The sequence below is a fragment of the Nodosilinea sp. P-1105 genome (assembly GCF_012911975.1).
Lineage (GTDB): Bacteria > Cyanobacteriota > Cyanobacteriia > Phormidesmidales > Phormidesmidaceae > Nodosilinea.
In genome coordinates this window covers 23,677-47,851 of the sequence record NZ_SMDQ01000035.1, presented here as the reverse complement: position 1 = coordinate 47,851, position 24,175 = coordinate 23,677, and the positions used below count along the sequence as shown (strand labels likewise).

The following is a 24,175-nucleotide window of genomic DNA, read 5'->3' as shown; positions in this document are numbered from 1 at the left end:
CCCCCAACACCAGCCTCTTGCACTCTCACCTGATACCAAATCATGAGCATTATTACCCAATCCATTGCCAATGCCGATCGCGAGGCCCGCTACCTTAGCCACGGCGAACTCAATGCTCTGCGTAGCTTTTTTGAAGAGGGTAACCAGCGGTTGCGCATTGCCTCGATTTTGACGGCCAATGCCGATCGCATTGTGGACAAAGGTAGTGACATCTTTTGGCAGCGCTGCCCAGTGACGCCGAGCAACAGCGGCAATTCTACATTTCGAGCCTCCTGCGTGCGTGATCAAGGCTGGTACATTCGCCTGATTACCTATGCTGTTGTGGTTGGCGATATCGACCCGCTCCAGGACAGCGGTATTAAAGGGGCAAAAGCCATGTACACCGCTTTAGAAATTCCTCTGCGCAATGTTGTGGAGTGTATGCGCTGTCTGAAGGAAGCCGCCCTGGACTTGCTGACGCAGGAGGATAAAGCCGAAGTGGGGGCCTATTTTGACTACTTGATCCAGGGAATGACGCCCTAGGAAGGCAGAAGGCAGAACTGAGAAAGTCGGCTGTCTTACCTGAGGGGTTTAGGTTCACGGTTCACGGTTTACGGTTTACGGTTCCGTCTGTTACCTGACACCTGTTACCTGACACCTGGCCCCCCCGCACCTATCATCCAACCCAGAGAGAAACTATGACTGATCGGACTAACGGTGGCAGCCCCGTCACCCATCCGCAACACTTTCACACCGTGCCTAGCACCGTGATTACTGAAGCCGAACGGCGCGATCGCTATCCCAAGCAGAGTGAGTTCAAAGAACTCTCTGCCTTCTTTACCAGCGGACTGAAACGACTGGAAATAGCCACTGTGCTGGCTAATAATGCCGATGTGATCGTGGCAGCGGGGGCCAACCGCATCTTTACTGGCGGGTCACCCATGGCCTATCTCGAAAAACCAGAAGACCCGGTGGGCATGCCAGGGTCGGGGTACTACGTGGGAGAGGACTTTCTGTCCGCTAAGGCGCGTCAGAAGGGCGGGCCGTCCAACGCTTTACAGGAACCCCGTCTGGTGGAACCGGTCAATGCCTTTCTAGATCGAATTAGAACCTTATTTTCTTCAGGTCGACCCAGTACCCCCACTCGGTTTCGCACCATCGACATTCGTAAGTACGGTACCGTGCGCATGAAGCGATCGATGCGAGACCTGGCTTGGTTTTTGCGCTACATCACCTATGCCGTTGTGGCTGGGGATACCAGTATTATCCGGATCAATGTGCGAGGACTGCGGGGGGTGATTCCTGAAGACGTAACCTTAGCCACGGTAGTCGCCTTACAAGATATGCAGTGGCGAGCTGGGCTTTGTTTTTCTCAAGATCCAGCCGCCGCAGCCCTGGTCAAAGGCTATTTTGAAGTCTTGATCACGGAGTATTTGGTTGAAAAGCCAAATCACCAACTCCGGTTTGGGGTTTCGAAGCTGCATCCAGGGCTGCCCTTGCCCCAAAGTTATGCCCAAAGTGCCCTGCCCACACCAAAACTGGTGGTGAAACCAGGGCTGTCAGAAACTGAAACCCAAGACGCCATTCGGGCCGCCTACCGGCAAGTATTCGAGCGCGATATCACCCACGCCTACGGTCTGGCTCTGGAAGATCTGGAGTCTAAGCTTAGAAGCGGCCAGTTCTCGATGAAGGAATTCATTCGCCACCTGGGCAAGTCGCGGCTGTATCGGCGAGAGTTTTATGAGCCATTCACCATCAGCCGCGTGATTGAGTTGGCCAGTCGGCACTTTTTAGGGCGGGGGCTAAGCTGTCTAGAGGAATTTCAAACCTATTTCGAGGTGATTTCTGAGGGGGGTCTGCCAGCGTTGGTGGATGCCCTGGTGAACTCCCAAGAGTATGCCGACTACTTCGGTGAAGAGACTGTCCCCTATCTCAGGGGGTTGGGGCTGGAGGCGCAGGAATGTCGAAACTGGGGGCCGCAGCTTGACTTGTTTAAGTACAGTGCCTCGACTCGCAAGCTGCCGCAGTTTATCACCACCTTTGCCAGGGCCCAAAAGCCGCTGCCCAACCAGCATCCCTATGGGGTGGGCCATGACCCTCTGGAGATTCAGTTTGGGGCTATCTTCCCCCGGGAAGATCAAAACCCTGTGGCTCAACCCGCCCACTTTAGCGCCACCAGTCGCCGCATTTTAATCAGCAGCGGTCTGCACAATGGGCACCACGTCCTGGGCCAAAATGGAACTGTCCCGCTGGGGCGGGTGCCGGGAACGTTTGGCCAGTCGGTGCTGAAGCTGGAACCGTCCCACCAACCCCAAGGACACCAAGCCCAAGGCCCTAACCTGAATGTCAATCACCACTCCATAGAAGCGGTGATTTTGGCGACCTATCGCCAGGTGTTTGGTCGAGATGTTTTCGATAGTCAGCGGCAGGGGATAGCTGAAACCAAGCTTAAGGGGGGACAAATTACCCTACGGGAGTTTGTGCGGCAGTTGGCCCGCTCCCGTCCCTTTCGTCAGATGGCTTGGGAAAACCTGTACATCACTAAGTCCATTGAATACATCCATCGCCGTCTGCTCGGTCGACCTACTCTTGGCCGCGACGAGCTCAACCGCTACTACGACCTGGCGGGCAAGCAGGGTTTCTATGCGGTGGTGGATGCCATGGTCGACGGCCCTGAATATACCGAGGTGTTTGGGGATGACACGGTGCCCTACGAGCGCTATCTCACTCCGAGGGGGTATGCCCTGCGATCGCCCCAGGGGCCTGTGGCTTGGTGGAAACCCCGGAAAAATCCAGACATCGCCGGTGCCTGGATGGCCAATTACGCCACTGTTACTGAGGCTAAACGCCTGGCTCTGGCAACAACTGAGGCTTCCCACAGCATGGAATCCACCAACAATAACAGCCCTGCAGCCAGGGCCGAAAGTCGGCTCAACGTGGCGATCGCATCTCCCCCAGAACCAGCACCCATGCCCTCCGAAGCCCCACAGGCCCAACCCCTGGAAACCAGTACAACCGAGGACAGCTTGCCATGACGATTACCCCAGAGCAGCCTGTTTTTTCAATATCAACATCACGGTTAAATTCCCTGAGTCAGTGGCTGAGAAAGGTGCGAGTGATTTATCACACCTATTCCCCGTTCAGCTATCGCATTGACATCAGCTGGTTTGGTGGCATCCAAATTCACCCCAGGTACAGCGATCTCAACGATTGATCAGCCGTGAGTCAGCGCGGGTCTGGCCTGGGGATATTCGCAGAGTTGGCTTGTTTCCCGATGACCCACGCTGCAGATTCAATTCAAAATTCACAATTCAAAACTTTTCCTCACCATGAGCATTGTTAAACAAGTCATTCTGAACGCCGACGAAGAACTCCGCTATCCCACCCCAGGGGAGCTAAAAATGATTCGAACCTTTTGTAAGTCTGGAGGTGACCGCATTCAAGTGGTTAAACATCTGGAAGAAAAAGCGCCTACCATCGTTGAAAAAGGCACCCGTCAGTTTTGGAAAGTTTGTCCCAGGACCCCCAGCAACTCTGGTAGTCGCCTCAAAACTCAGTCAGCCAAGCGGGATATGAGTTGGTATATTCGCCTGATTAGTTACTGCTTAATTGCTGGTAATGGTCAGCCTTTGCAAGACATTGGCCTGACCGGAATGAAAGAACTCTATGCCAATGTGGGCATTCCATTGACCAATATTTTGCAGTATTTGAAATGCCTAAAAGCTGAAGCGATTAAACAACTGGATGAAGCCGATGCCGCTGAAGTCATTCCCTACTTTGATCAAATTATTCAAGAAATTGCTCTGCCTGGGCCGCCCTACTTTATGAATGATGGCCCAGGGGAGAGTGTGCCGGTGTAAGGCAGATAGCTAAGGCCTGTTTTAGCCAGATTCAACTTAGAATTTGTAGTTTTCTCACTGAAAAAACCCCACTTCTTGACTTGAAAAAGATTTACCATTCATAGATTTCTGTATTCAGAGGAGCGTATCATGACTATCACCATGGGGGCGCTCAAGCCGTCCCGAGACTGGCTATTTACCCTTGACGACTGGCTTAAACGCGATCGCTTTGTGTTTATCGGCTGGTCTGGGCTATTGCTGTTTCCCTGCGCCTATCTGGCAATTGGAGCCTGGTTTACCGGCACCACCTTTGTTACCTCCTGGTACACCCATGGGTTGGTCAGCTCCTATCTTGAAGGCTGCAACTTTTTGACGGTAGCTGTGTCTACCCCCGCCGAAAGTATGGGCCATTCCCTCCTCTTTCTCTGGGGTCCCGAGGCTAATTGGGACTTTACCCGTTGGTGTCAGATTGGCGGCCTGTGGAACTTTACTGCCTTCCATGGGGTAGTTGGGCTCATGGGCTTTATGTTACGACAAATTGAGGTGGCCCGTTTGGTGGGGCTGCGACCTTACAATGCGATCGCCTTTTCAGCCCCGATTGCTGTCTTTGTAGCCACCTTTTTAATCTATCCCCTGGGGCAATCAAGTTGGTTTTTTGGCCCTGGGTTTGGGGTGGCTGCCATCTTTAGATTCCTGCTATTTTTCCAGGGTTTTCATAACTACACCCTCAACCCCTTCCACATGATGGGCGTCGCTGGGGTGCTAGGGGCGGCCCTGCTCTGCGCCATCCACGGGGCCACGGTCCAAAACACCCTATTTAGAGACTCAGAGGGCAAGAATACCTTTCGCGGATTTGCCACCACCCAGGCAGAGGAAACCTACTCGATGGTGACCGCTAATCGATTCTGGTCGCAAATTTTTGGTATTGCCTTTTCCAACAAGCGCTGGCTCCATTTCTTCATGCTGTTTGTACCCGTTACCGGGCTATGGATGAGCGCCATTGGCATGGTTGGGCTAGCCTTTAACCTCCGAGCTTACGACTTTGTGAGCCAAGAAATTCGCGCCTCCCAAGACCCTGAATTTGAGACCTTTTACACCAAAAATATCTTACTCAATGAAGGAGTGCGAGCCTGGATGGCCGAGCTCGATCAGCCCGCCAAAAAGTTTGTCTTCCCTGAAGAGGTTTTGCCTAGAGGAGTTGGGCAGTAGGAGGGGAACCCGAAACCCGGATAACCCACCCCTGCCCACTTCGACAGGTTGCCCCTCCGGGGCCGCTACACGCTAGCGAAGCCATGCCGCAGGCTATACAGCGCAAGCCTTCCAGGAGGGGATGCCGAAACCCAAAACCCGTTACCATTGACTGTTGTCTAGGAGATCTAACCCTGTGGAAACTCCCTTTGAACCCACTGCATCCACCCTTGATAATATTTCCTTAAATACCCTGACCCCCGTGGTCAAACCCGGCGATCGCAATGCCCCGCCCAAAGCTGGCTACGATGAAGCCTCGAGTGGCTATGCCTGGTGGGCTGGTAATGCTCGCTTGATCACCACGGAATTGTCGGGTCGATTTTTGGGGGCCCACGTTGCCCATGGAGCGCTGCTGGCCTTCTGGGCCGGAGGCATGCTGCTATTTGAAGTCGCCCATTACAACACGGCCCAGCCCATGTACGAGCAGGGCTGCATTCTCATGCCCCACATTGCCACCCTGGGTTTTGGGGTCGGCCATGGTGGCGAAGTGACCGATATTTTCCCCTTCTTTGCCATTGGGGTGGCCCATCTGATTGGCTCGGCGGTGCTGGGCTTTGGCGGGGTCTACCATGCCCTGCGCGGCCCCGAAAAGCTGTCGGGCTTTTTTGAGTTTGACTGGGACGATCGCGCCAAGGTCGCTCAAATTTTGGGCTTCCACATTGGAGCCTTAGGGATTTTTGCCCTCTTGTTTGTTTGTAAAGCCATGTTCTGGGGTGGCCTGTACGACCCCTGGGCCCCCGGTGGCGGTGATGTACGGCTGATTACTAACCCCACCCTCGACCCCCGCATCATCTTTGGCTACCTGTTTCGCAACCCCCTGGGCGGCGGCGGCTGGATCGTCAGCGTCGATAACCTAGAGGACGTGGTGGGGGGGCACATTTGGGTTGGTTCCCTGCTGGTGTTGGGCGGTATCTGGCACATTTTGGTGCCGCCCCTGCGCTGGACCCATAACCTCTATCCCTGGAGCGGTGAAACCTATCTAGCCCAAAGCTTAGGCAACATTGCCGGACAAGCGTTTGTGGCTACCGCCTTTATCTGGTTCAACAACACGGTGTACCCCAGCGTGTTCTACGGGCCATCGATCCCAGAGGCCTCCCAGGCGCAATCCCTGGTGTTTCTGGTGCGCGACCAAAATATGGGGGCCGATGTGGCATCAGCCCAGGGACCGACGGGGTTGGGTAAGTACTTGCAGCGATCGCCCACGGGGGAAATCATCTTTGGCGGCGAAACTATGCGCTTCTGGGATGCCAAAGCCCCCTGGCTAGAGCCCCTGCGGGGTACCAACGGGCTCGATCTAGACAAGCTACGCAACGACGTCCAACCCTGGCAAGTGCGCCGCGCCGCCGAATACATGACCCACGCCCCCCTGGGCTCGATCAACTCGGTGGCTGGGCTGGCAACGGAAACCAACGCCTTTAACTATGTGTCCCCCCGCACCTGGCTGGCCTCGGCTCACTTTATCTTCGCTTTCCTATTCCTGGTGGGTCATCTGTGGCATGCCGGACTAGCTCGGGCGACGGCGGCGGGCTTTATCACCGGCCTCGATCGCGAAAACGAACCTGTACTTTCGATGCCGCCCATCGACCCCAGCGAACGATCCGCTTAACAGCGATCGCGGGTAGGTCTGACCCTTTTCTGCCCTACCCGCTTTTCCCTTTCCCCTTCTGCCTTTTGCTTTCTCAAAGGAGAACTACTCTATGGGACTCCCCTGGTATCGTGTCCACACCTCGGTGATCAACGACCCTGGCCGGTTAATCGCCGTCCATCTAATGCACAACGCCCTCTGTGCCGGTTTCGCCGGGTCAATGTTGCTGTTTGAACTAGCCCGCTTCGACCCCACCGACCCCGTGCTCAACCCCATGTGGCGACAGGGTTGCTTTCTAATGCCCTTTGTTGCCCGCCTGGGGGTGACTAACTCCTGGCAGGGCTGGAGCATTACTGGCGAGACCTTTGCCGATCCGGGATTCTGGACCTTTGAAACCGTTGCTGCGGCCCATATCATCTTTTCTGGGCTAGAGTTTCTTGCCGCCTGCTGGCACTGGGTCTACTGGGATGTTGCCACTTTCTTCGACCCCAAAACCGACGAGCCCGTCCTCGATCTGCCCAAAATTTTTGGCATCCATCTGTTGTTGGCCGGGCTGGTGTGCTTTGGGTTTGGCGCCTTTCACCTCACCGGTATTTTTGGCCCCGGCATGTGGGTTTCCGATCCCTTTGGCCTGACCGGCCATGTCCAGGGGGTAGCCCCCGATTGGGGGCCAGCCGGGTTTAACCCGCAAAATCCAGGCGGTGTTGTGGCCCACCACATTGCTGTGGGCCTGGTTGCCATCATCGGCGGCTTATTTCACATTGTGGTGCGTCCGCCAGAGTACCTCTACCGAGGGCTGCGTATGGGCAACATTGAATCGGTGTTGGCCAGCGGCCTAGCGGTATTTTTCTGTGCTGGATTTATCGCCACAGGCACCATGTGGTACGGCACCGCCACCACCCCCATCGAACTCTGGGGCCCCACTCGCTATCAGTGGGATCAGGCGTATTTCCAAAAAGAGATTAACCGTCGAGTGCAGACGGCGGTGGGTGAGGGCAAGTCCCTGGCCCAAGCCTGGTCAGCCATTCCTGAAAAACTGGCCTTTTACGACTATGTGGGCAATAGCCCTGCCAAGGGCGGCTTATTTCGGGTGGGGCGCATGGTCGATGGCGATGGTTTACCCACGGGTTGGTTAGGCCACCCCCTCTTTCAAGATAAAGAAGGTCGGGAGTTGGCTGTCCGGCGCATGCCCAACTTCTTCGAGAATTTCCCCGTCCTGCTGACGGATCAAGAGGGCATCGTGCGAGCCGACATTCCTTTCCGCCGCACGGAGGCGAAGTATAGCTTCGAGCAAACCGGTGTGACCGTGAGCTTCGTCGGTGGTCAACTGAATGGTCAGACGTTTACCGACCCTGCTCAGGTTAAACAATACGCCCGTAAGGCCCAACTGGGTGAACCCTTCGAGTTTGATCGCACGGTCTATAACTCCGACGGGGCCTTTAGAACCAGCAACCGCGGCTTCTTTGCCTTCTTCCATGCCTGCTTTGCCCTGGTTTGGTTCTTCGGCCATATCTGGCATGGGTTACGAGCTTTGTTCCAGGATGTCTTCTCGGGCATCAACCCTGATATCGATATCGAGCAGGTGGAATGGGGCTATTTCCAAAAAGTGGGTGATCCCACCTCTCGTCAGACTACGCAAATTTAGGGCGATCGCAGCGGTGTGTCAGCCATCAGTGATGCTCCGCTGCTCATCTCATTTACTTTACTGATTACGAGCCACATCAGACCATGCAACAGAAGTATGTCTCCAAAAAAGTAGCCCCTATTCAATATCTGCTCCGAGAGCTTAACGCTGAAGCGGGAAAAGTTACCCCCGGCTGGGGAACGGCCCCATTCATGGCCTTTCTTATAGTGATGCTGTTTCTCTTCCTGCTGATTATCCTACAGCTCTACAACGGCACCATTTTGCTCGATGGGGTCAATGTCAACTGGCCCGGACCAAAGCTATAACCCCTCAGGTGTAATACGTCAGGGAAATAACCCCATGCTACTCCTTCTTTATCTTGCCTACGGTGAAGGTCAAACCGCCTCGACGGCTGGCGGTGTTTTCCTCGCCTTGCTGGTAGCTACTTTAGGCTGCCTGGGCTTTATTTTTTATGGGTATAAAACCTACCCTAGCGATCGCAATTAACTCGCTTCTGAACCAACTTCCCAAGATTTTCATAGTCTTTTGCTCTAATGGGTATGTCCATTGCTGTGTTGAGATTTTTTCATTTATAACCCATGACTACAACGATTCAACGCCAAGACGCTAGCGTCTGGGAGAAATTTTGTCAGTGGGTCACCAGCACCGAAAACCGTCTTTATATCGGTTGGTTCGGCGTGTTGATGATTCCCCTCCTGGGCGTCTCTACCGCAGTTTTTGTGATTGCCTTTATTGCGGCACCACCGGTAGATATTGACGGTATTCGTGAGCCCTTATCCGGCTCGCTACTCTACGGCAACAATATCATCACCGCCGCTGTTGTCCCCTCATCTAATGCTATTGGTCTGCATTTCTATCCCATCTGGGAGGCTGCAACCTTAGATGAGTGGCTCTATAATGGTGGCCCCTATCAAATGATTGCGTTCCACTACATTCCAGCATTGCTCTGCTACATGGGGCGGGAATGGGAACTCAGCTACCGCCTCGGTATGCGACCCTGGATTTGCGTCGCCTACAGTGCTCCTGTGGCGGCTACCACCTCGGTATTTTTGATTTATCCCATTGGTCAGGGCAGCTTTTCCGATGGGTTGCCCATGGGCATTAGTGGCACCTTCAACTTCATGTTCGTCTTTCAGGCCGAGCACAACATTTTAATGCACCCCTTCCACATGCTAGGGGTTGCAGGGGTGCTGGGTGGATCATTGTTCTGCGCCATGCACGGCTCCTTGGTGACCTCTAGCCTAATTCGGGAAACCACCGACAGTGAATCCCAAAACACCGGCTATCGCTTTGGCCAAGAAGCAGAAACTTATAACATTCTGGCGGCCCATGGCTACTTTGGTCGTCTGATCTTCCAATACGCCAGTTTCAACAATTCTCGCTGGCTACACTTCTTCCTGGCAGCTTGGCCAGTGGTGTGTATCTGGTTTGTGGCTTTGGGTATTAGCACCATGGCCTTTAACCTGAATGGGTTTAACTTTAATCACTCCATTCTCGATTCCCAGGGACGGGTACTCCCCAGTTGGGCTGATGTTGTCAACCGCGCTAACTTAGGGTTCGAGGTAATGCATGAACGCAATGCCCATAACTTCCCCCTCGATTTAGCCACTAGCGCCCCTGCTGTTCCCGTGGCGTTCCAGGCCCCGGTTATCCAGGCTGAGGCCTAGGGAGGGTCAAGCAAAATAGAATAGGTTTTAATGTGGGCGTGCTCTTTACTCTTTGATTAGAGGGCACGCCTTTATCGATCATAGTGGGTCGCGGCTAGAGCCCTAGGATATGATGATCTTGCTGCACCCTACCGCTGGGCAGGATCCTGTGATGGCGCGTTTAACCCAGATAACATCAGCCCTATGTTTGGTGTTTGGCTTGGCGGTGACTGGGCTGGCCAGTGCCCGCTTACTCCATCCGTCTACCCATGGTCAAGATCGACAGGCGGCGATCGCCCCTTTGGTGCTTTTAGGTCTACCGGTCACCGGCCTGGGAGCCTGGCTGGCCTGGGACTTGCGACACCAGCGCCAGGTCCAGGCCCAAACCCTGACCCAGGCCCACGAGCAGCTGTTTTTAGAGCTATTGCAAGCCCACCAGGGCCGGCTGACCCTGGTGCAGTTTGCGGCGGCGGCCCACATGCCCCTGGAAGAGGCCAGGGTGTTTCTGGACCAACGGGCCAGGCTGTTAGATGCGTCCTTTGATGTCACAGACGCGGGGGGAATTGTGTATCAATTTCCCCTTTAGAGCGCTGGTACAGATCCCAGGGGTCTGCCTTGAGATACCCTGGAATTTATGGCCAATCAGCCCAAGAGCCCTGGGATCTTGAGAAATATGACCACTGTTGCTGAGGGTGTCAGGTGTAGGGTGCCAGGTATCAGGACTGGTGGGCCGACTTCTGCCACAGGGGACGAGTGGTCAGTCAATCTGACAATGACGGGTCTACGACCTGGGTTCACGGTTGACGGCCAGCCGTAGATCTTATACCGATTTTCCAGGCTGGAACTACAAAACCTGCCGCTTCAAAGCCCCTCGCCCAGCTTTGGGAGAGGGGTTTGGGGTGAGGGCTTAGCGGTCAATCAAGGAATGGGTATTAAACCGCAAACCCTGTCAGCCCGTTATCTGTCTACCGGCTAGACATCATCAGCGGTTCGTTGAGGGTCAAGCTCAGATCGCGGCTGGGGGTAATGGTAATCACCTCCACTTGATTACGGCCAAAGATTCTAGCGGCGGTCGCCCCGGTGGCCGCCCCAGCTAAGACTTCTAGGGCATCAACATTTTGATCGCCAGTGGTGCGGGCGATCGCAGCGGCCGCCCCCGACCCCAACACAGCCCCCGCCAGGGTCTGGCCAAAGCTCGCCCCCTGGCGAATCGTTTCTGTGGTGGTCACTGTCTGAGATGTGGCATTAACAGCCATGGTTTGGCCCCCAGGTAGAACCAGCTGCTGGGCCACAAATCGGGTGCCAGAACCACTCGGCTGCAATTCGCCTACCACCTGGCTGTCCACTGGGATCACCACCCGCCCAGCTTGATCGGTAACGGCCTGGGTTACCTTGAGGGTCAGTGGGGCGGTTTCCCCAGGCAGAACAACAACTTTGTCACCTTGCTCGTAGGCCATGGTCAGGACCGTTCCGGCTGGGACATTGGGTTGAGTGATTGCCTGCTGGCCCACGATGTACGGGGAACTAACCGCCGCCACCTGATTCTGGCTGACCAGGGCCTGGTGAATGAAAGCCGCCACATCAGCCCGTGTTGCCGTCTGGTTGGGGCGTAGGGCTTGCACATCAGGATAGTTGACCACCAGCTGCCGCTCTGTGGCCGCTGCTAGGCTAGCCACCGCATAGCCGGGCACCTGGGCCGAGTCGCGAAAAATGCGCCCACTGTCCTGGCTGCTGGCGGTGTAGTTGAGGCCATTGGCTAGGGAGACTAGCACCTGAACCCGGGGAATATTTTGGTCGGGCTGGAAAATATTGCCGGGATAGCCCGACAAAAAACCCATCCTGTCGGCCTCGCGGATCGCACCAGCCGCCCAATAGTTAGGCGGTACATCCACAAAGGATGTGGCATTACGTACCGCAGAGCGATTAAAGGCGCGATTGACCATGGCGGCATACTGGGCCCGGGTGACGGGTTCATCAGGCCGGAAGCTGCCGTCTGGGAAACCGGCAATAATGTCCCTAGCGGCCAAGCTGGTAATAAACGGATGGGCCCAATGGCCAGCGGGTACATCTGCAAATTGGGCTTGGGTTTGGGTTTGGGCGATAACCGGTGCCGCTGACAGAATTGGCGTTACAGCACCAGCGGTTAACCCTAGGGCTAGCAGTAGGGCTGTTCCAGACTGAAGGCGAAAAGCATTAGACATGATTGGGACTCCAAACACGAGGGAAGACAGACATGTGGTTTGAGTAAATTCGGTCTAGGACAGCGATCGCAACTCTGATTTTTTAGACTAACCAGGTCTTCAATTTGAGCAAATTTTACTAAAAAGTAGATGCCCAGAATTGTTATTCCTCTTAGCCCTTAAAGAATCAGATGAAATAAATTCAAAGCCATTTATAAACCTGATGGCCTCTATAGCTGTAGATAAAATCTGGCCTGACTTGAGGAAAACATGCGATCGCGTTAGCCACCTTCTAACACTTTAGAGTCAATTTTTAGCTGGTGAAAGACTAGCTTTCCGCTATTTCAACTGGCACAACATGAACTAATTGCCGCTTGGTCTTTCGATGTTCTCGGCAAAAGGAATGGACTGACGCAGAGATGCAAAAGTTCCGCCAATCTACAAATACTCACGTCGCAAGTAGGGTTGCAGCACCTCGGGCACTCGTACCGCTCCGTTAGGTTCCTGGTAGTTCTCTAGAATGGCGGCCATGGTGCGGCCAATGGCCAGCCCCGAACCGTTGAGGGTATGGACATACTGGGTGCCCTTTTGCCCGGCTGCCTTAAACCGAATATTGGCGCGGCGGGCCTGAAAGTCGAGGCAGTTAGAACAGCTAGAAATCTCCCGATAGCTGTCTGAGGATGGCATCCACACTTCTAGGTCGTAGGTTTTACAACTGGAAAACCCCAGGTCGCCGGTACAGAGCTCGATTACCCGGTAGGGCAACTTGAGCTGTTGCAGAATAGCTTCGGCATCGCTCACCAACGCTTCAAGTTCGTCAAAGGAGTGATCGGGGTGGACGAACTTATACATTTCCACTTTGTTGAACTGGTGTAGACGAATTAATCCCCGGGTATCTTTGCCATAGCTACCGGCCTCGCGGCGAAAGCAAGGGGTGTAAGCGCAATAGTGAATGGGCAACTGGTCGTCACTGAGAATTTCATCCCGGTGCAAGTTGGTCAGGGGGACTTCAGCGGTGGGGGTCAGCCACAGGTCATCGTTACGACATTGGAAGCTTTCTTCGGCAAACTTGGGCAGTTGGCCGGATGCGGTCAGGGCCGCTGAGTTGATTAAATAGGGGGGAATTACCTCCTGGTACCCTGCCCCTGTGTGACGATCTAGCATGAAAGAAATCAACGCCCGTTCCAGGGCGGCTCCGGCACCCATCAGCGCCACAAAGCGACTTTGGGCAATCTTTTCAGCTGCTCGCTTGAAATCTAGGATGCCTAGGGTTTCGCCAATTTCCCAGTGGGGTTTGGCGGGCTGTTGGGGCAAATACTCGTTCCCCCAGCGACGGACTTCTATATTTTCGGTTTCGTCTTTACCAACGGGGGTGGAGTCGCTAGGCAGGTTGGGCAGTCCCAGTAGAATGCTTTCAATGTGGGCTTTGATTTCCCGCTCTTGGGGCTCTAGGGTTTGGAGCTCAGTTTTAACCTGGTTGCCTTCGGCTTTTAGGGCTGCCACCTCGGGGCCATTGGGGGCGGCCCCAGCTTTAATACTTTGCCCCACCTGTTTGCCAATTTCATTGCTACGGGCTTGCAGCTGCGATCGCGCTGTCTCTAGCTTACGCTGCTGCTGATCCAGCTCTAGCAGCGGAGCCAAGTCATAGGCTCCCCGTTTGCCTAAGGCCACCTGAATTGCCTCTGGGTTTTCCCGTACTTGCTTGAGATCTAGCACCGCCGTCCTCTGAAATTCGTCAACCAGCGCAAACCCTGGCCAATAAACCAGGATATCAGCAAACCACTAAAGGCTAGAACACTGACACAGAAACCCGGTTTCTGGGCCAGACAGCAGATGATCTCGTCAGAGCAGGAACAAAGAAGCCGGGCTTTTAACCTTGCTGAACCGCTGATTTAGGTCAACCCAGAATTTAGAGAAATAAACAGGGTAAATCGGCCTGAGCCGATCTACCCGAAACCATGCCTACATGACCTGCTCAACCTCAGCGATTTCAGGAATGAATTCCCGCAGCCGCCGCTCGATACCCATGCGCAGGGTCATGGCCGAGCTAGGGCAGGAACCACAGGCCCCTTGCAAGCGCAGCTTAACCACGGGACCATCGATTTCTACCAGTTCCACATTGCCACCATCGGCTAGCAAGTAGGGACGTAGCTCATCAAGTACTTGTTCTACATTGGGAGACGTGAGTGCCAGGGTTTCCATGTGTTGCCAAAGATATTAATTAAAGGACTACTCCTATTCTAGGGATTTTGCCTCCAGATAAAAGCCCCCGAGGCGATCCCTACCCATAGAGGTCTTGAGGCAGTGAGTATAGAGTCATGGTAATGGCACGGAATCATGGCATAGGGTTAAGCTTAGGCTAAGTCAAAGGAACAAGTCAGATAAGGGAGGATGTCAGAGCTTTGAGCGAATTTCTTTGGCTTCACAGCTACTCTCTGGGACACCGATCCCTCCCCCCTGCATAGTCGGAAAATCAGACCACTTAAGGCGATCGCACTTCTAATTTCTTCACGGCAGTTGCCTCTGTTTATGCTTAAACTACCTTTGGATAGTCAGCATTTGATCACAAAATAAAGCTAGATAGGCTCAACTCTATTTCCCTTGAATACCCTAAGGAGATCATATATCCATGCCATTTACCCTTGACTCAGCCCGCAATATCTTTCCCAATACCCTCACGGCTGACGCTGTGCCTGCCACGATTGCCCGGTTTACTCAACTAAGTGCTGAAGACCAACTCGCATTGATTTGGTTTGCCTATCTGGAAATGGGCAAAAGCATTACCATTGCCGCTCCTGGGGCTGCCAGCATGCAATTTGCTGAAGCCACCATGAATGAAATCCGCGCCATGTCATTCCAGGAACAGTCTCAAGTGATGTGTGACCTGGCCAACCGCGCCGATACCCCCATTGGCCGCACCTATGCCACCTGGTCGCCCAACATTAAGCTGGGGTTTTGGTACAAGTTGGGCCAGTGGATGGAAGAGGGAATTGTGGCGCCCATTCCTGAGGGGTACCAGCTATCTGCAAATGCGGCGGCGGTCCTGCAATCAATTCGTAACCTAGAGTCGGGCCAGCAAATTACAGTCTTGCGGAATGCTGTGGTTGGCATGGGCTTTGATCCCAAGCAAATGGACTCCTTTAACCGGGTGGCAGAGCCAGTGGCCCCGCCCCAAGACATGAATAAGCGCAGCCAAGTCAGCATCGAAGGCGTTACGAACCCTACGGTGCTGGCTTACATGAATAACCTCAATGCCAATGATTTTGATGCATTAATTGAACTATTTACTGCTGATGGTGCCCTGCAACCCCCATTTCAGCGTCCCGTCGTGGGCAAGGCCAACATCATGCAGTTTTTCAAAGAAGAATGTCAAAATCTCAGTCTGATTCCAGAACGAGGGGTGACAGAACCGGCCGACGATGGCTTTACCCAGATTAAGGTGACGGGCAGGGTGCAGACTCCCTGGTTTGGGGCAGGAGTCGGAATGAACATTGCCTGGCGGTTTTTACTGAACCCTGACGGTAAGATCTTCTTTGTGGCGATTGACTTGCTGGCTTCGCCCAAAGAGTTGCTTAACTTGGTTCGCTAACCATTACGGTTACCAACTTCAGCTTTGAACTGGATTAACGCGGTTGTTAGCCCCCCCGATGCGCAATTGGGGGGGCTATTGTAAATTATGAGAGTTTGCAAAAGTCTGTAACATATCCTTAATATAGATGTATGTATATCATTATCCCAATCAATGCAGACTAGTGAACTTCAGTGGACATCCCACGAGCAGGAGATCGTTAAGACGGCTGTCGCCGAAGCCCATCAGCGGGAAATAACGGCCTTGGTACAGGTTGTGCACGACCAGGCGCAGGCAATTGCCTGCATGGATGATCTATGGCAACTACACGATTTTCTGAGTGCCCGTCGCCATGATTTAGATGGCAAGTACGACCAACGGGAGCCGACCCCGCTGTTTATGTTGGCTGGGTTAATTAAGGATGGTTGGCTGAGTCTAGATGAGTTGACCGGGCTTGCTGCCCCCAAGTTGGCCAAGATTAAGGCCCTGGCCCAAATGCTGTAGGTTACGGGCCAGGCTCAGGCCAGATGGATTTGTAAAATCTGATTGAATGATCAAAAAATGGGGGGTGCAACCGTGTTGCACCCCCCTTGTCTTGAACTGAATAACCTTTTACATCAGGCCGATTTGAGACAGAATGCCTTGGCCAGTCAGGAACTCGGTAGCTACACCAATCACAAAGCCCAGCATGGCCAAACGACCGTTCCAGGTTTCAGCGAAGTCAACAAATCCGAACTTGTTTTCGTTGGTTTCCATGGTGAGTAACTCCTTAATGGATAGAGGGGCAATTAATTCAACAACCTTGTTACTTAAGTTAACATAACTTTTCTGAACCCGCATCCCTAAAGCACTATTTTTTCTGATGGGAGCAATAGATAAGCTCAATGCCAAAGGATGATGGTTCGACCACAAGGCAGGCACTACAGACTGGTTAGCCAAGTCACAATACCGTGACCTGTAAGGGCTTCAAACACAATCGCTGAAACAAACCCAATCATCGCCAGGCGACCATTGAGTTGCTCTGCGTAGGCGTTAAACCCAAACCGCTGGGTATCGTCGACATAAACTTTAGGCTCAACGGCAAAGTTGTTCAGCCGTCCGCCTTCCTCTGTGGTGTATCCGCGAGTGGTCATACAAGGTTTTGTTTACGACACCTTAAACGTAACGCATTGTAAATAAAAGTTGCAAACCATTTACGTCTGTGGTCATAGACCCGCTCCATGGCTTTCTTCCTGGGTCTACCCAACGGTGGAGGCCGCAGTGTTCAAGGGTCGCCCAAAGAGTCAGCTACAATCAAATCGTCTATTCGCCACCCTGCCCAAACACCCAACGCCAGACTGCTTTTCCCAACTATGACCTCCCCCCTACCTTCCCCCTCCTCCCCACCTTCCCCACCTTCCCCATCTCCCCCACTCCCCATCTCCCCCACTCCCCCCCGCCTCCCCCCCTGGCTCCGCCGCCCCATTGGCAACGCCAGCGATATCTCTGAGGTGCAGCGCATTATCAAAGCGCGACAGATTCACACCATCTGCGAGGAAGGGCGATGCCCTAATCGGGGGGAATGCTATGCCAACCGCACTGCCACCTTTCTACTGATGGGGGCTACCTGTACCCGCGCCTGTGCCTTTTGTCAGGTGGATAAAGGGCACGCCCCGATGAGCTTAGACCCCCAGGAGCCCGACCAGGTGGCTGAGGCAGTGCGGCTGTTGGGGTTACGCTATGTGGTGCTGACGTCCGTGGCCCGAGATGACTTGCCCGACCATGGAGCGAGTTGGTTTGTAACGGTGATGGATCGGGTGCGTCAGGTCAACCCAGGCACTGAGATTGAGGTGTTGACACCGGACTTTTGGGGCGGCCCCAGCCGTGACCAGGGGCAGGCGGAGCGGGTGGCTCGGGTGGTGGCGGCCAAACCCGCCTGCTATAACCACAACTTGGAAACCGTAGAGCGACTGCAAGGTCCGGTGCGCCGGGGGGGGAAATACGATCGCTCCCTGCGGGTACTGGCTCTGGTGAAAGAACAGGACCCCCAGATTCCCACTAAGTCGGGGCTGATGGTGGGGCATGGGGAAACGGAGGCGGAGTTGATTCAGGCGATGGCGGATTTGCGCCAGGTGGGATGCGATCGCCTTACCCTGGGCCAATACATGCGCCCGTCCTTGGCCCACCGACCGGTGGAGCGCTACTGGACCCCAGCCGAATTTGACCGCCTGGGGGCGATCGCCCGTGACCTGGGCTTTTCTCACGTGCGCTCTGGGCCACTGGTGCGTAGTTCCTACCATGCGGGGGAAGCCCCGTGAGCCGTTCAGTGTGGCGGCTACTACCGCTGATGGCGGCTCCAGGAGCTGTGCACATGGCCATCGACCAATGGCTACTGGATCAGTACCAGCACCACGGCCACCCCCCCTGCTTGCGGTTTTACACCTGGCAGCCTGCGGCTATTTCCCTGGGGTTTAGCCAGCGACGGCGGTTTCCTGAGGCCTGGTCCAGCCTGACCTGGAAGGGGCAACCTGTGCATCTGGTGCCGCGACCCACCGGGGGGCGAGGGGTGCTGCACCAGGGGGATTTAACCTACGCCCTGATTACTGCCCCAGGCTCCGGCCAACGGCAGCAGGTGTACCAAGAATTCTGTCAATTTCTGATTCAGGGCTGGGGGGCCCTGGGGGTGCCGTTACAGTTTGGCCAACCCCAGCGGCAATATGGGCGATCGCACCATTGCTTTGCCCTGGCCACCCAGGCCGACCTGGTGGATACCCAGGGCCACAAACGGATTGGCAGTGCCCAACTATGGCGAGATGGCTACGTCTTGCAACATGGCTCGATGGTGCTCACCCCGGATCCAGCCCTGTACCAGCAGGTGTTTCAAACCGTGCCACCGCCCCCAGGCCCCATGGCTAAAGTCGATCTTGAAACGATTATCAGGGCACTTACCCAAGCCGCAGCCCAGTGCTTTAACTGTGAGTTGCGGCTGCAACCCCTCAGCGATTCAGAATGGCAGCAGATTCATCGCTTACAGCAGGCTATTGGGCCAAGTTGCTCCGCAGACTGCTTTGGGTAGCACCGTCAGATCGCCGCAGGGTGGCAGCCACCCAGGCCCGATAGTCCTCTACCAGTTGACGCTCGATGCGGTGCTTAATCGTCATCAAAATACCATTTAGAAACGCCTTACCGGCCCTGTCGAGCATGGGGTCGGGCATGTATTTAATCGGGGCCGGTAACTCAATGTGAATGCCCAAGTCCGCCCGCCCAGTAAGTTCTGTGTGGCTATCCTGGCGCTGGGGCTTGAGGGTACCCTTTAGGGTCATGCCAAAAGACTCGTTCACAAAACTAAGGTAGTCGGGGCCACGCACCTGGCACTGCACAGACTCCAGGTTCAAGGTACCGTCAGCGGTGGACCACACCTTTAAGTCTGCGGTGGGCTCGACATTGATGCCCAAAAACTGGAGCGATCGCAAACTCAGCCGATACACCCCATCATCCAGGGGGTCAATCCGGCGAGGATCAGTAATGGCTTGCACCAGGCGCTGGGGCTGACGCAGATAGTGCTCAATCGGGATGGCTTCGTTGGGCACTCGCAGACGTAGGGTTTGGTGGGCTTGAAATTCTTGCATAACTAGGAAACTACCGGAAAATGGGTGCCATCTCTCGGCAGATGAAGTTTTGTAACTGCTAGTTAATAATTTAATACGCTTTCTTGGGTTTGGGGACGGATAGGGGAATCCTGGGGCCTTATCTCAGACTCTAGGTATAGCTACGGATGGGGCAATCCCACCGACGCCTGTTCGGCTCTCCCGACCGCGCCAGTTTCTGAGAAAGCGTTACATAATTACATAGAAGAAACAAAACAAGCATTTATCTATAGCCTTGCTAGAGGAGCAGTCCATGTTTAATCCAACCCATATGTTAATTTCGCGCAGTCGCGAAACCCCGGTGCAGCTGGTGGCAGGTCCCAAGGGCTACTGGCTCTATACCGAAAAAGAATGGCTAGAGGGACGCGACCCGGCATTTGAACTACGTCCTAAGCTGGGGTTTTACTGCTTGGGTACCCCGGTAGTGGGGTTTCGGCTAGAGCCGATGCCAACGACGGTTGAGGCGCAACAACCCCAGACCGCCACTATCCAGCAATGATTTTTTGAATCAGGTCGGCTAGCTGCTCGGCGCTGTCTGTAATGGCTAAGGTTTCGGCCGCCGCCGCCATCTGGGTTAGTTTTTCGGGGCTGTTGAGCAGCTCCAGCACCTGGGTTTGTAGGTGCTGAGAGGTTAAGTCTGCCTGGTTAATGGCGATCGCTGCCCCTGCCTGGGCAAATACCGATGCATTAAAAGCCTGGTGGTCTTCCGCCGCAAAGGGATAGGGCACCAGAATGGATGGGGTCTTAGAAATGGCTAACTCGGTCAGGGTACCGGCGCCAGCCCGACCAATGGCCAGGGTAGCTCGGCCCATTAGGGCTGCCATATGGCCGAAGAAAGGCCGATGGATGTAGTGGGGATGGCTGAACTCGTCGGCATCAGGGTCGTTACGGCCCGTTTGATGCACAATCCAAGCTCCTGCATTCAACCAGGCTGGAGCGGCGGCCCGCACCCGCTGATTCACCGTCACTGCCCCTTGGCTGCCACCCACCACCACAATTAGGGGAACCCCATCAGGAATGGTTGGGTCGTCCAGGGGTAGCGGCTCAGCCCCTAAGAACTCGGCTCGCACCGGGGTTCCCACCACCACCGTACGGGCTTTCGGCAGATAGGCTTTGGCCGCCTCAAACCCTAGGGCCACAGCACTGCACCGGGGACTTAACCAACGGGTGACTTTACCGGGGAGGGCGTTAGATTCGTGCAGCACCGACGGCAAGCCCAGAGACCAGGCCGCCATGATCGCCGGGGCGGCGATGTAGCCGCCAGTGGTGAATACCCCTTGAAACTGCCCCCGCTGCAGCAATTGACGCACCTTGATCGTGGCCTGGGCAAACTGCCCCAGCACCGTCAGGGTGCTTAATCCCGGTTTTCCCTGAAAGCCGCCCATGCGCACCGTATGTAGTGGATATTGGCTGGGCACCAGGCTGGTTTCTAGGCGATCGGGCACCCCTAACCACTCGATGGTGTAGTGATGTTGGTCGAGCGCGGCGGCGGTGGCGATCGCCGGAAACAGATGGCCTCCAGTACCGCTGGCCGCCACTAGCAATCGGGTCGATGAGTCTGGCAAAGCACCCTCAACAATGGTGAAACTCCCTGATTCAGGCTGCACCGGCCTAGTCTGGCCAGGCCAAAATCCACCGCAACCTGTGGCAGACTTTGAATCACCGTTTACTATACCAAGCCTTGTCCAGAATCTGGCGAACTTGAGCTAAGGTTAAGGGTGTATTCGGTATGGAGAGGCGGCATATGGGGCGTTTGTGGCAATGGGCATTGGTGGGGGTAGCCCTGGGGGTAGGGATAGATGCGATCGCTCCGGCTGTAGCACAAACCGCGTCCCCATCCACCGCACCGTCGGCAGTGGTCAGCACCCTAGCTGAGATTGAAGCAGCGGCTAACGCCCAAGACCTGGATGCAGTCATGGCTCTCTACAGCGATGGCTTTGACAGCGACACCAGCTTTGACCACAGCCAGCTGCGTCAAACCCTAGAAACCTTGTGGAATCAGTACAGCGACCTGACCTACGATATTGAGCTCCTATCCTGGGAGGCGGTTGGCCCAGATCGTTACACCGTTGAAACCCTGACCCGAATTGAAGGTCGCCAGCGGCGTCCCGAACGAGAACTAAACCTGGTGGCTGAGGTCACCTCCCGCCAGCAGCTAGAGGATGGACAAGTGGCCTATCAAGAGGTGCTAACGGAGACCAGTCGCCTGACGTCGGGCACCACCCCCCCCACAGTGTTGATTCAACTGCCCGACACCTTGTCAGCCGGACAAACTTACTCTTTTGATACGATTGTAATGGAGCCCCTAGAGGGGCGATCGCTGATGGGGGTCGCCGTGGATGAAGGGGTCACCAGCGAAGATTTCTTGGCCCCCCGTCCAGTGGTGTTCGATGTACTGAATGCTGGCGGGCTTTACAAAATTGGCACCGCTTCCGACCAGGCCGATCAACGCTGGGTATCAGCGGTGATTATCCGCGAAGATGGCATGTTGGTAGACACTCGCCGGATTCGGGTGATGGATGAGTAGGTTGGTGTAGAGCATCGGTAAAGTATGCCAAGATCCCAGGGTTCTTAGGCTGATTGGCCATGGGTTTCAGGAAATCCCAGGGCAGAACCCTGGGATATGTACCGGCGGCCTAGTCGCACCCCGCCAGGGCTGCCCCCACAATCGCCTGCACCTGGGGATGGTCCATCATAAACGTGTGCCAGGCCGTCACTGTGATCACCGGGTCGTCTGGGTTGATCGGAATCTCACAGAGGGCGACAATGCCATCGTTGATCGCCTGTCCAAAGGGGCTGAAGGCACCCGTGAACCCCTTAGTGCCAGCCACCAGGGTGTAGGGGCTGGGCAGCAGTGGCAGCCTGCGATAGAACCGCTTACAGGTGAGGTTAAAGCCACACTGCCCCGTGAACCACTGAAACGGTAGTAATCGCCAGGCCAGGGGCGCCAGACGCGGCGGTTGGTTGGGGGTGCCCAGCATCACCACATGCACCGGAGGTGGCACTGCCCCTCCCTCCAGGGCAGCCCGGGTGAGAAGGCCCCCCAAGGAATGGGCCACAACCCCGTAGGAACCCTGGGCCCCCAACGTCTGGAACCGCTGCTTCAGGCGTTGAACGATGGCATCAAAGCTTTCTGCAAAGGCAAAGTAGCTAAATAGCTCGGTCGTGTGGCCCGACCGTTGCAGGTAACGCGCCAACCCGATCAACGACATCGGGGTACGGGCTAACCCATGGATCAACACAACATGCATAACGGTTTTCTGTCAGGCAATCCTAGGACGAGGTTGGCTTGGCGAGCTGTGCCCACACAACCAACAGGCCGATGAATAAAACTGTACCGAAGACCATGGACTCGGTATTCTGCTGGGCCATCAGGACCTTGATGATAGCCAGGGAAGCGATCGCGACCCCAGAAAGCAGGCTGGTGGCGATCGCATATTGTTTCCAGGCCTTAGGCAGGGTCAGGGACGGCATCTGGGGCCGTTGAGGTAGAGGGATCTGAGGCCAGGTAGGAGTCGAAGGTAGACGGGGCCAATCTAAACGCTGGGTCACGGTCTGGGCGAGCTGACTCGCCGGTTGCAGGAGCCGGTCAAGGGTATCTTGGTACCTGGCCCGCCGCTGGGCAGCGGACAGGGATGCCTTCGGAAAAACGTCGATGCCTAAAGCTTTTTTGCGATCGCACCAGTAGCACCGCCCATAGCTTTGGCTGTAGTAATGGCAGTTCACCTTGCCACAGGCTTTCAGGTCAGCCACCGCCAGCTTCAGGGCCTGGAGCCACTCCCCTGGGGTAGGGCGCAGGCTGGCATCCCGGTGACCCTGGTTAAAGCAGCGCAAAAAGCACTGCTGCAGCTCTGGATGCACTGTCTCCAGGGGGATGGTCAGCGGTCCGGGCTGAATCAGGGTAGTCATGCCGTAGGGCCAGTGGCCCTGACTCAGCAGCTGGTTGGGATCGGGGGGATCACCCCAGCCGGTCCAGACTCCCTTAAAGGGCTGGTCGCCAAACAGCAGCAAGTGCATAATAATCCCCAGGCGAAAGCGATCGTGGCCTTCGGTCTGGTCCATGGCGGCCAAATCTTGCCCCAGCAATTCGGGTGGGGTAAACCCCTCAGACCCCACTGGACAGCGAAACACTTCCCCTGTTTGAGGATTACGTACCTGAAAAGAATCGGTGTCAATCACTGAGGGTAAGGCCTGGTTATTGACCAGGATGTTTTGAGGTTTGATATCTCCCAGCACATAGCCCCTGGCGTGGATCGCCTGGGTGATGGAGGCAATATTCATCGCCGCCACATGCAGGTACAGCCAGTTAAACCCCGGCAACACCGCCCGCCGCCGTTGGGGATTGTAGACATCAATCAGCTCGACACTGTTGGCGATTTCAGGCATCACAAACCCTAGCGATCGCCCGCTGGCATCCTGCAACAGGGCCTGGGGCCAGGCAAAAGAGGGGTGATTGATGGCGGCATTGGGGTCAGTGGGCGGGTTGGCGATCATCACCTCCAGCTTGCGGATGCGATCGGGGCTGGGGTTGAAGTAGAGCTTGGCCACGTAGCCATCCCAGTTGGTGTGCCACACTTCCCCTTCGCCACTGGTGGCAAGCCGCGTCGTAAGCTCCACCGACCGACCCTGGCCAACACAGGTAAGGATTTTCGCTGTTGTGCCGATTGCCTGTGCCATAGGGTTGCGCCGATAAACCAGCAACCACTATAAACACTAGCCATCAGAAATGACTAGTGGTCTGTCAAGCCAGAGGTGACGGGGCAGCAGGGTCTGCGGTGCACGGTCTACGGTGCAGGGTCTACGGCTCGCCTGAAACCGCGTACCGTGAACCCCAGCAGCGTGCTTGACATCGGCTTAAG

At 55.3% G+C, this 24,175-nt stretch carries 26 protein-coding genes; 17 read left to right on the top strand and 9 right to left on the bottom strand.

The features are described from left to right. Positions 1 to 42 precede the first annotated feature (42 nt). From apcD to E1H13_RS15425, 11 genes are all read left to right on the top strand, one after another. Positions 43 to 522 carry an allophycocyanin subunit alpha-B gene (gene apcD, locus E1H13_RS15475; RefSeq protein WP_169614318.1) on the top strand — a complete coding sequence of 160 codons (480 nt, stop codon included), beginning with the start codon at positions 43 to 45 and terminating at the stop codon, positions 520 to 522. Between the two features lie 155 nt (positions 523 to 677). Beyond that, positions 678 to 3,014 (top strand): phycobilisome rod-core linker polypeptide, encoded by a 2,337-nt coding sequence (locus tag E1H13_RS15470; protein WP_169614317.1) that lies wholly within the window; start codon positions 678 to 680, stop codon positions 3,012 to 3,014. Then, entirely contained in the window at positions 3,011 to 3,193 is a 183-nt protein-coding gene (locus E1H13_RS15465; RefSeq protein WP_169614316.1) for a hypothetical protein, read from the top strand. The genes E1H13_RS15470 and E1H13_RS15465 overlap by 4 nt, the downstream gene beginning before the upstream one ends. Before the next feature lie 115 nt (positions 3,194 to 3,308). Next, positions 3,309 to 3,839 (top strand): allophycocyanin, encoded by a 531-nt coding sequence (locus E1H13_RS15460; protein ID WP_169614315.1) that lies wholly within the window; start codon positions 3,309 to 3,311, stop codon positions 3,837 to 3,839. A 129-nt stretch (positions 3,840 to 3,968) separates the two neighbouring features. Beyond that, positions 3,969 to 5,027, top strand: coding sequence for a photosystem II D2 protein (photosystem q(a) protein) (gene psbD / locus E1H13_RS15455; RefSeq protein WP_169614314.1), 1,059 nt, complete (start codon positions 3,969 to 3,971; stop codon positions 5,025 to 5,027). Positions 5,028 to 5,259: 232 nt separating this feature from the next. Continuing rightward, positions 5,260 to 6,672 carry a photosystem II reaction center protein CP43 gene (psbC, locus tag E1H13_RS15450; RefSeq protein ID WP_169614326.1) on the top strand — a complete coding sequence of 471 codons (1,413 nt, stop codon included), beginning with the start codon at positions 5,260 to 5,262 and terminating at the stop codon, positions 6,670 to 6,672. 91 nt (positions 6,673 to 6,763) lie between these two features. Then, entirely contained in the window at positions 6,764 to 8,296 is a 1,533-nt protein-coding gene (gene psbB, locus E1H13_RS15445; RefSeq protein ID WP_169614313.1) for a photosystem II chlorophyll-binding protein CP47, read from the top strand. 83 nt (positions 8,297 to 8,379) lie between these two features. Continuing rightward, positions 8,380 to 8,601, top strand: coding sequence for a photosystem II protein (locus E1H13_RS15440; protein ID WP_169614312.1), 222 nt, complete (start codon positions 8,380 to 8,382; stop codon positions 8,599 to 8,601). A 34-nt stretch (positions 8,602 to 8,635) separates the two neighbouring features. Further along, positions 8,636 to 8,782 carry a hypothetical protein gene (locus E1H13_RS15435; RefSeq protein WP_169614311.1) on the top strand — a complete coding sequence of 49 codons (147 nt, stop codon included), beginning with the start codon at positions 8,636 to 8,638 and terminating at the stop codon, positions 8,780 to 8,782. 92 nt (positions 8,783 to 8,874) lie between these two features. Next, positions 8,875 to 9,963 (top strand): photosystem II q(b) protein, encoded by a 1,089-nt coding sequence (gene psbA / locus E1H13_RS15430; RefSeq protein WP_169614310.1) that lies wholly within the window; start codon positions 8,875 to 8,877, stop codon positions 9,961 to 9,963. Between the two features lie 151 nt (positions 9,964 to 10,114). After that, complete coding sequence (locus E1H13_RS15425; protein WP_169614309.1) at positions 10,115 to 10,528, top strand: hypothetical protein; 414 nt, start codon at positions 10,115 to 10,117, stop codon at positions 10,526 to 10,528. 379 nt (positions 10,529 to 10,907) lie between these two features. Here E1H13_RS15425 and E1H13_RS15420 read toward each other — a convergent pair whose 3' ends face one another. The 3 genes from E1H13_RS15420 to E1H13_RS15410 form a co-directional block, all read right to left on the bottom strand. Beyond that, positions 10,908 to 12,143, bottom strand: coding sequence for an S-layer homology domain-containing protein (locus tag E1H13_RS15420; protein ID WP_169614308.1), 1,236 nt, complete (start codon positions 12,141 to 12,143; stop codon positions 10,908 to 10,910). A 417-nt stretch (positions 12,144 to 12,560) separates the two neighbouring features. Further along, positions 12,561 to 13,838, bottom strand: coding sequence for a serine--tRNA ligase (gene serS / locus E1H13_RS15415; protein WP_169614307.1), 1,278 nt, complete (start codon positions 13,836 to 13,838; stop codon positions 12,561 to 12,563). 246 nt (positions 13,839 to 14,084) lie between these two features. Next, the gene (locus E1H13_RS15410; protein ID WP_169614306.1) at positions 14,085 to 14,324 is read right to left on the bottom strand and encodes a NifU family protein; all 240 of its coding nucleotides are present in this window, start codon (positions 14,322 to 14,324) and stop codon (positions 14,085 to 14,087) included. Between the two features lie 427 nt (positions 14,325 to 14,751). Here E1H13_RS15410 and E1H13_RS15405 point away from each other — a divergent pair, with 427 nt between their 5' ends. Together E1H13_RS15405 and E1H13_RS15400 are read left to right on the top strand one after the other, a co-directional pair. Continuing rightward, complete coding sequence (locus tag E1H13_RS15405) at positions 14,752 to 15,711, top strand: orange carotenoid-binding protein (protein ID WP_169614305.1); 960 nt, start codon at positions 14,752 to 14,754, stop codon at positions 15,709 to 15,711. A gap of 153 nt (positions 15,712 to 15,864) precedes the next feature. Further along, on the top strand, positions 15,865 to 16,194 hold the full coding sequence (locus E1H13_RS15400; protein ID WP_169614304.1) for a hypothetical protein: 330 nt from the start codon (positions 15,865 to 15,867) through the stop codon (positions 16,192 to 16,194). A gap of 108 nt (positions 16,195 to 16,302) precedes the next feature. Here E1H13_RS15400 and E1H13_RS15395 read toward each other — a convergent pair whose 3' ends face one another. After that, a complete protein-coding gene (locus E1H13_RS15395; RefSeq protein ID WP_169614303.1) occupies positions 16,303 to 16,446 on the bottom strand; it encodes a chlorophyll a/b-binding protein in 144 nt (47 codons plus the stop codon). 164 nt (positions 16,447 to 16,610) lie between these two features. Next, positions 16,611 to 16,823 carry a chlorophyll a/b-binding protein gene (locus tag E1H13_RS15390; protein WP_169614302.1) on the bottom strand — a complete coding sequence of 71 codons (213 nt, stop codon included), beginning with the start codon at positions 16,821 to 16,823 and terminating at the stop codon, positions 16,611 to 16,613. Positions 16,824 to 17,042: 219 nt separating this feature from the next. Here E1H13_RS15390 and lipA point away from each other — a divergent pair, with 219 nt between their 5' ends. Together lipA and E1H13_RS15380 are read left to right on the top strand one after the other, a co-directional pair. Further along, positions 17,043 to 17,987: a lipoyl synthase gene (gene lipA, locus E1H13_RS15385; protein WP_169614301.1), complete on the top strand. Its 945-nt coding sequence runs from the start codon at positions 17,043 to 17,045 to the stop codon at positions 17,985 to 17,987. After that, entirely contained in the window at positions 17,984 to 18,745 is a 762-nt protein-coding gene (locus tag E1H13_RS15380) for a lipoate--protein ligase family protein (protein WP_347404168.1), read from the top strand. The genes lipA and E1H13_RS15380 overlap by 4 nt, the downstream gene beginning before the upstream one ends. On the opposite strand, the gene E1H13_RS15375 is transcribed toward E1H13_RS15380, so the two are convergent. Next, positions 18,708 to 19,298 carry a DUF1997 domain-containing protein gene (locus E1H13_RS15375; RefSeq protein ID WP_169614300.1) on the bottom strand — a complete coding sequence of 197 codons (591 nt, stop codon included), beginning with the start codon at positions 19,296 to 19,298 and terminating at the stop codon, positions 18,708 to 18,710. The genes E1H13_RS15380 and E1H13_RS15375 overlap by 38 nt on opposite strands. A gap of 271 nt (positions 19,299 to 19,569) precedes the next feature. Here E1H13_RS15375 and E1H13_RS15370 point away from each other — a divergent pair, with 271 nt between their 5' ends. Continuing rightward, positions 19,570 to 19,815 carry a hypothetical protein gene (locus tag E1H13_RS15370; RefSeq protein WP_169614299.1) on the top strand — a complete coding sequence of 82 codons (246 nt, stop codon included), beginning with the start codon at positions 19,570 to 19,572 and terminating at the stop codon, positions 19,813 to 19,815. Here the strand turns inward: E1H13_RS15370 and murG are convergent. Beyond that, on the bottom strand, positions 19,802 to 20,881 hold the full coding sequence (murG, locus tag E1H13_RS15365) for an undecaprenyldiphospho-muramoylpentapeptide beta-N-acetylglucosaminyltransferase (protein ID WP_169614298.1): 1,080 nt from the start codon (positions 20,879 to 20,881) through the stop codon (positions 19,802 to 19,804). The genes E1H13_RS15370 and murG overlap by 14 nt on opposite strands. Positions 20,882 to 21,060: 179 nt before the next feature. Between murG and E1H13_RS15360 the strand changes: the two genes are divergently transcribed. Then, on the top strand, positions 21,061 to 21,843 hold the full coding sequence (locus E1H13_RS15360) for a nuclear transport factor 2 family protein (protein WP_169614297.1): 783 nt from the start codon (positions 21,061 to 21,063) through the stop codon (positions 21,841 to 21,843). A gap of 109 nt (positions 21,844 to 21,952) precedes the next feature. On the opposite strand, the gene E1H13_RS15355 is transcribed toward E1H13_RS15360, so the two are convergent. Next, complete coding sequence (locus E1H13_RS15355) at positions 21,953 to 22,567, bottom strand: alpha/beta hydrolase (protein WP_169614296.1); 615 nt, start codon at positions 22,565 to 22,567, stop codon at positions 21,953 to 21,955. 22 nt (positions 22,568 to 22,589) lie between these two features. Beyond that, positions 22,590 to 23,993, bottom strand: coding sequence for a hypothetical protein (locus E1H13_RS15350; RefSeq protein ID WP_169614295.1), 1,404 nt, complete (start codon positions 23,991 to 23,993; stop codon positions 22,590 to 22,592). Positions 23,994 to 24,175 lie beyond the last annotated feature (182 nt).

Excerpts from the sequence above, each read along its gene's own strand:
- apcD (WP_169614318.1), top strand. The coding sequence starts at position 43 with ATGAGCATTATTACCCAATCCATTGCCAATGCCGATCGCGAGGCCCGC.
- E1H13_RS15390 (WP_169614302.1), bottom strand. The coding sequence starts at position 16,823 with ATGACCACTCGCGGATACACCACAGAGGAAGGCGGACGGCTGAACAAC.
- E1H13_RS15425 (WP_169614309.1), top strand. The coding sequence starts at position 10,115 with ATGGCGCGTTTAACCCAGATAACATCAGCCCTATGTTTGGTGTTTGGC.
- E1H13_RS15435 (WP_169614311.1), top strand. The coding sequence starts at position 8,636 with ATGCTACTCCTTCTTTATCTTGCCTACGGTGAAGGTCAAACCGCCTCG.
- E1H13_RS15410 (WP_169614306.1), bottom strand. The coding sequence starts at position 14,324 with ATGGAAACCCTGGCACTCACGTCTCCCAATGTAGAACAAGTACTTGAT.
- E1H13_RS15440 (WP_169614312.1), top strand. The coding sequence starts at position 8,380 with ATGCAACAGAAGTATGTCTCCAAAAAAGTAGCCCCTATTCAATATCTG.
- E1H13_RS15375 (WP_169614300.1), bottom strand. The coding sequence starts at position 19,298 with ATGCAAGAATTTCAAGCCCACCAAACCCTACGTCTGCGAGTGCCCAAC.
- E1H13_RS15355 (WP_169614296.1), bottom strand. The coding sequence starts at position 22,567 with ATGCATGTTGTGTTGATCCATGGGTTAGCCCGTACCCCGATGTCGTTG.
- E1H13_RS15465 (WP_169614316.1), top strand. The coding sequence starts at position 3,011 with ATGACGATTACCCCAGAGCAGCCTGTTTTTTCAATATCAACATCACGG.
- E1H13_RS15370 (WP_169614299.1), top strand. The coding sequence starts at position 19,570 with ATGTTTAATCCAACCCATATGTTAATTTCGCGCAGTCGCGAAACCCCG.
- lipA (WP_169614301.1), top strand. The coding sequence starts at position 17,043 with ATGACCTCCCCCCTACCTTCCCCCTCCTCCCCACCTTCCCCACCTTCC.
- E1H13_RS15395 (WP_169614303.1), bottom strand. The coding sequence starts at position 16,446 with ATGGAAACCAACGAAAACAAGTTCGGATTTGTTGACTTCGCTGAAACC.
- psbB (WP_169614313.1), top strand. The coding sequence starts at position 6,764 with ATGGGACTCCCCTGGTATCGTGTCCACACCTCGGTGATCAACGACCCT.
- E1H13_RS15400 (WP_169614304.1), top strand. The coding sequence starts at position 15,865 with ATGCAGACTAGTGAACTTCAGTGGACATCCCACGAGCAGGAGATCGTT.
- psbD (WP_169614314.1), top strand. The coding sequence starts at position 3,969 with ATGACTATCACCATGGGGGCGCTCAAGCCGTCCCGAGACTGGCTATTT.
- E1H13_RS15470 (WP_169614317.1), top strand. The coding sequence starts at position 678 with ATGACTGATCGGACTAACGGTGGCAGCCCCGTCACCCATCCGCAACAC.
- E1H13_RS15360 (WP_169614297.1), top strand. The coding sequence starts at position 21,061 with ATGGGGCGTTTGTGGCAATGGGCATTGGTGGGGGTAGCCCTGGGGGTA.
- E1H13_RS15420 (WP_169614308.1), bottom strand. The coding sequence starts at position 12,143 with ATGTCTAATGCTTTTCGCCTTCAGTCTGGAACAGCCCTACTGCTAGCC.
- E1H13_RS15350 (WP_169614295.1), bottom strand. The coding sequence starts at position 23,993 with ATGGCACAGGCAATCGGCACAACAGCGAAAATCCTTACCTGTGTTGGC.
- E1H13_RS15405 (WP_169614305.1), top strand. The coding sequence starts at position 14,752 with ATGCCATTTACCCTTGACTCAGCCCGCAATATCTTTCCCAATACCCTC.
- psbA (WP_169614310.1), top strand. The coding sequence starts at position 8,875 with ATGACTACAACGATTCAACGCCAAGACGCTAGCGTCTGGGAGAAATTT.
- E1H13_RS15460 (WP_169614315.1), top strand. The coding sequence starts at position 3,309 with ATGAGCATTGTTAAACAAGTCATTCTGAACGCCGACGAAGAACTCCGC.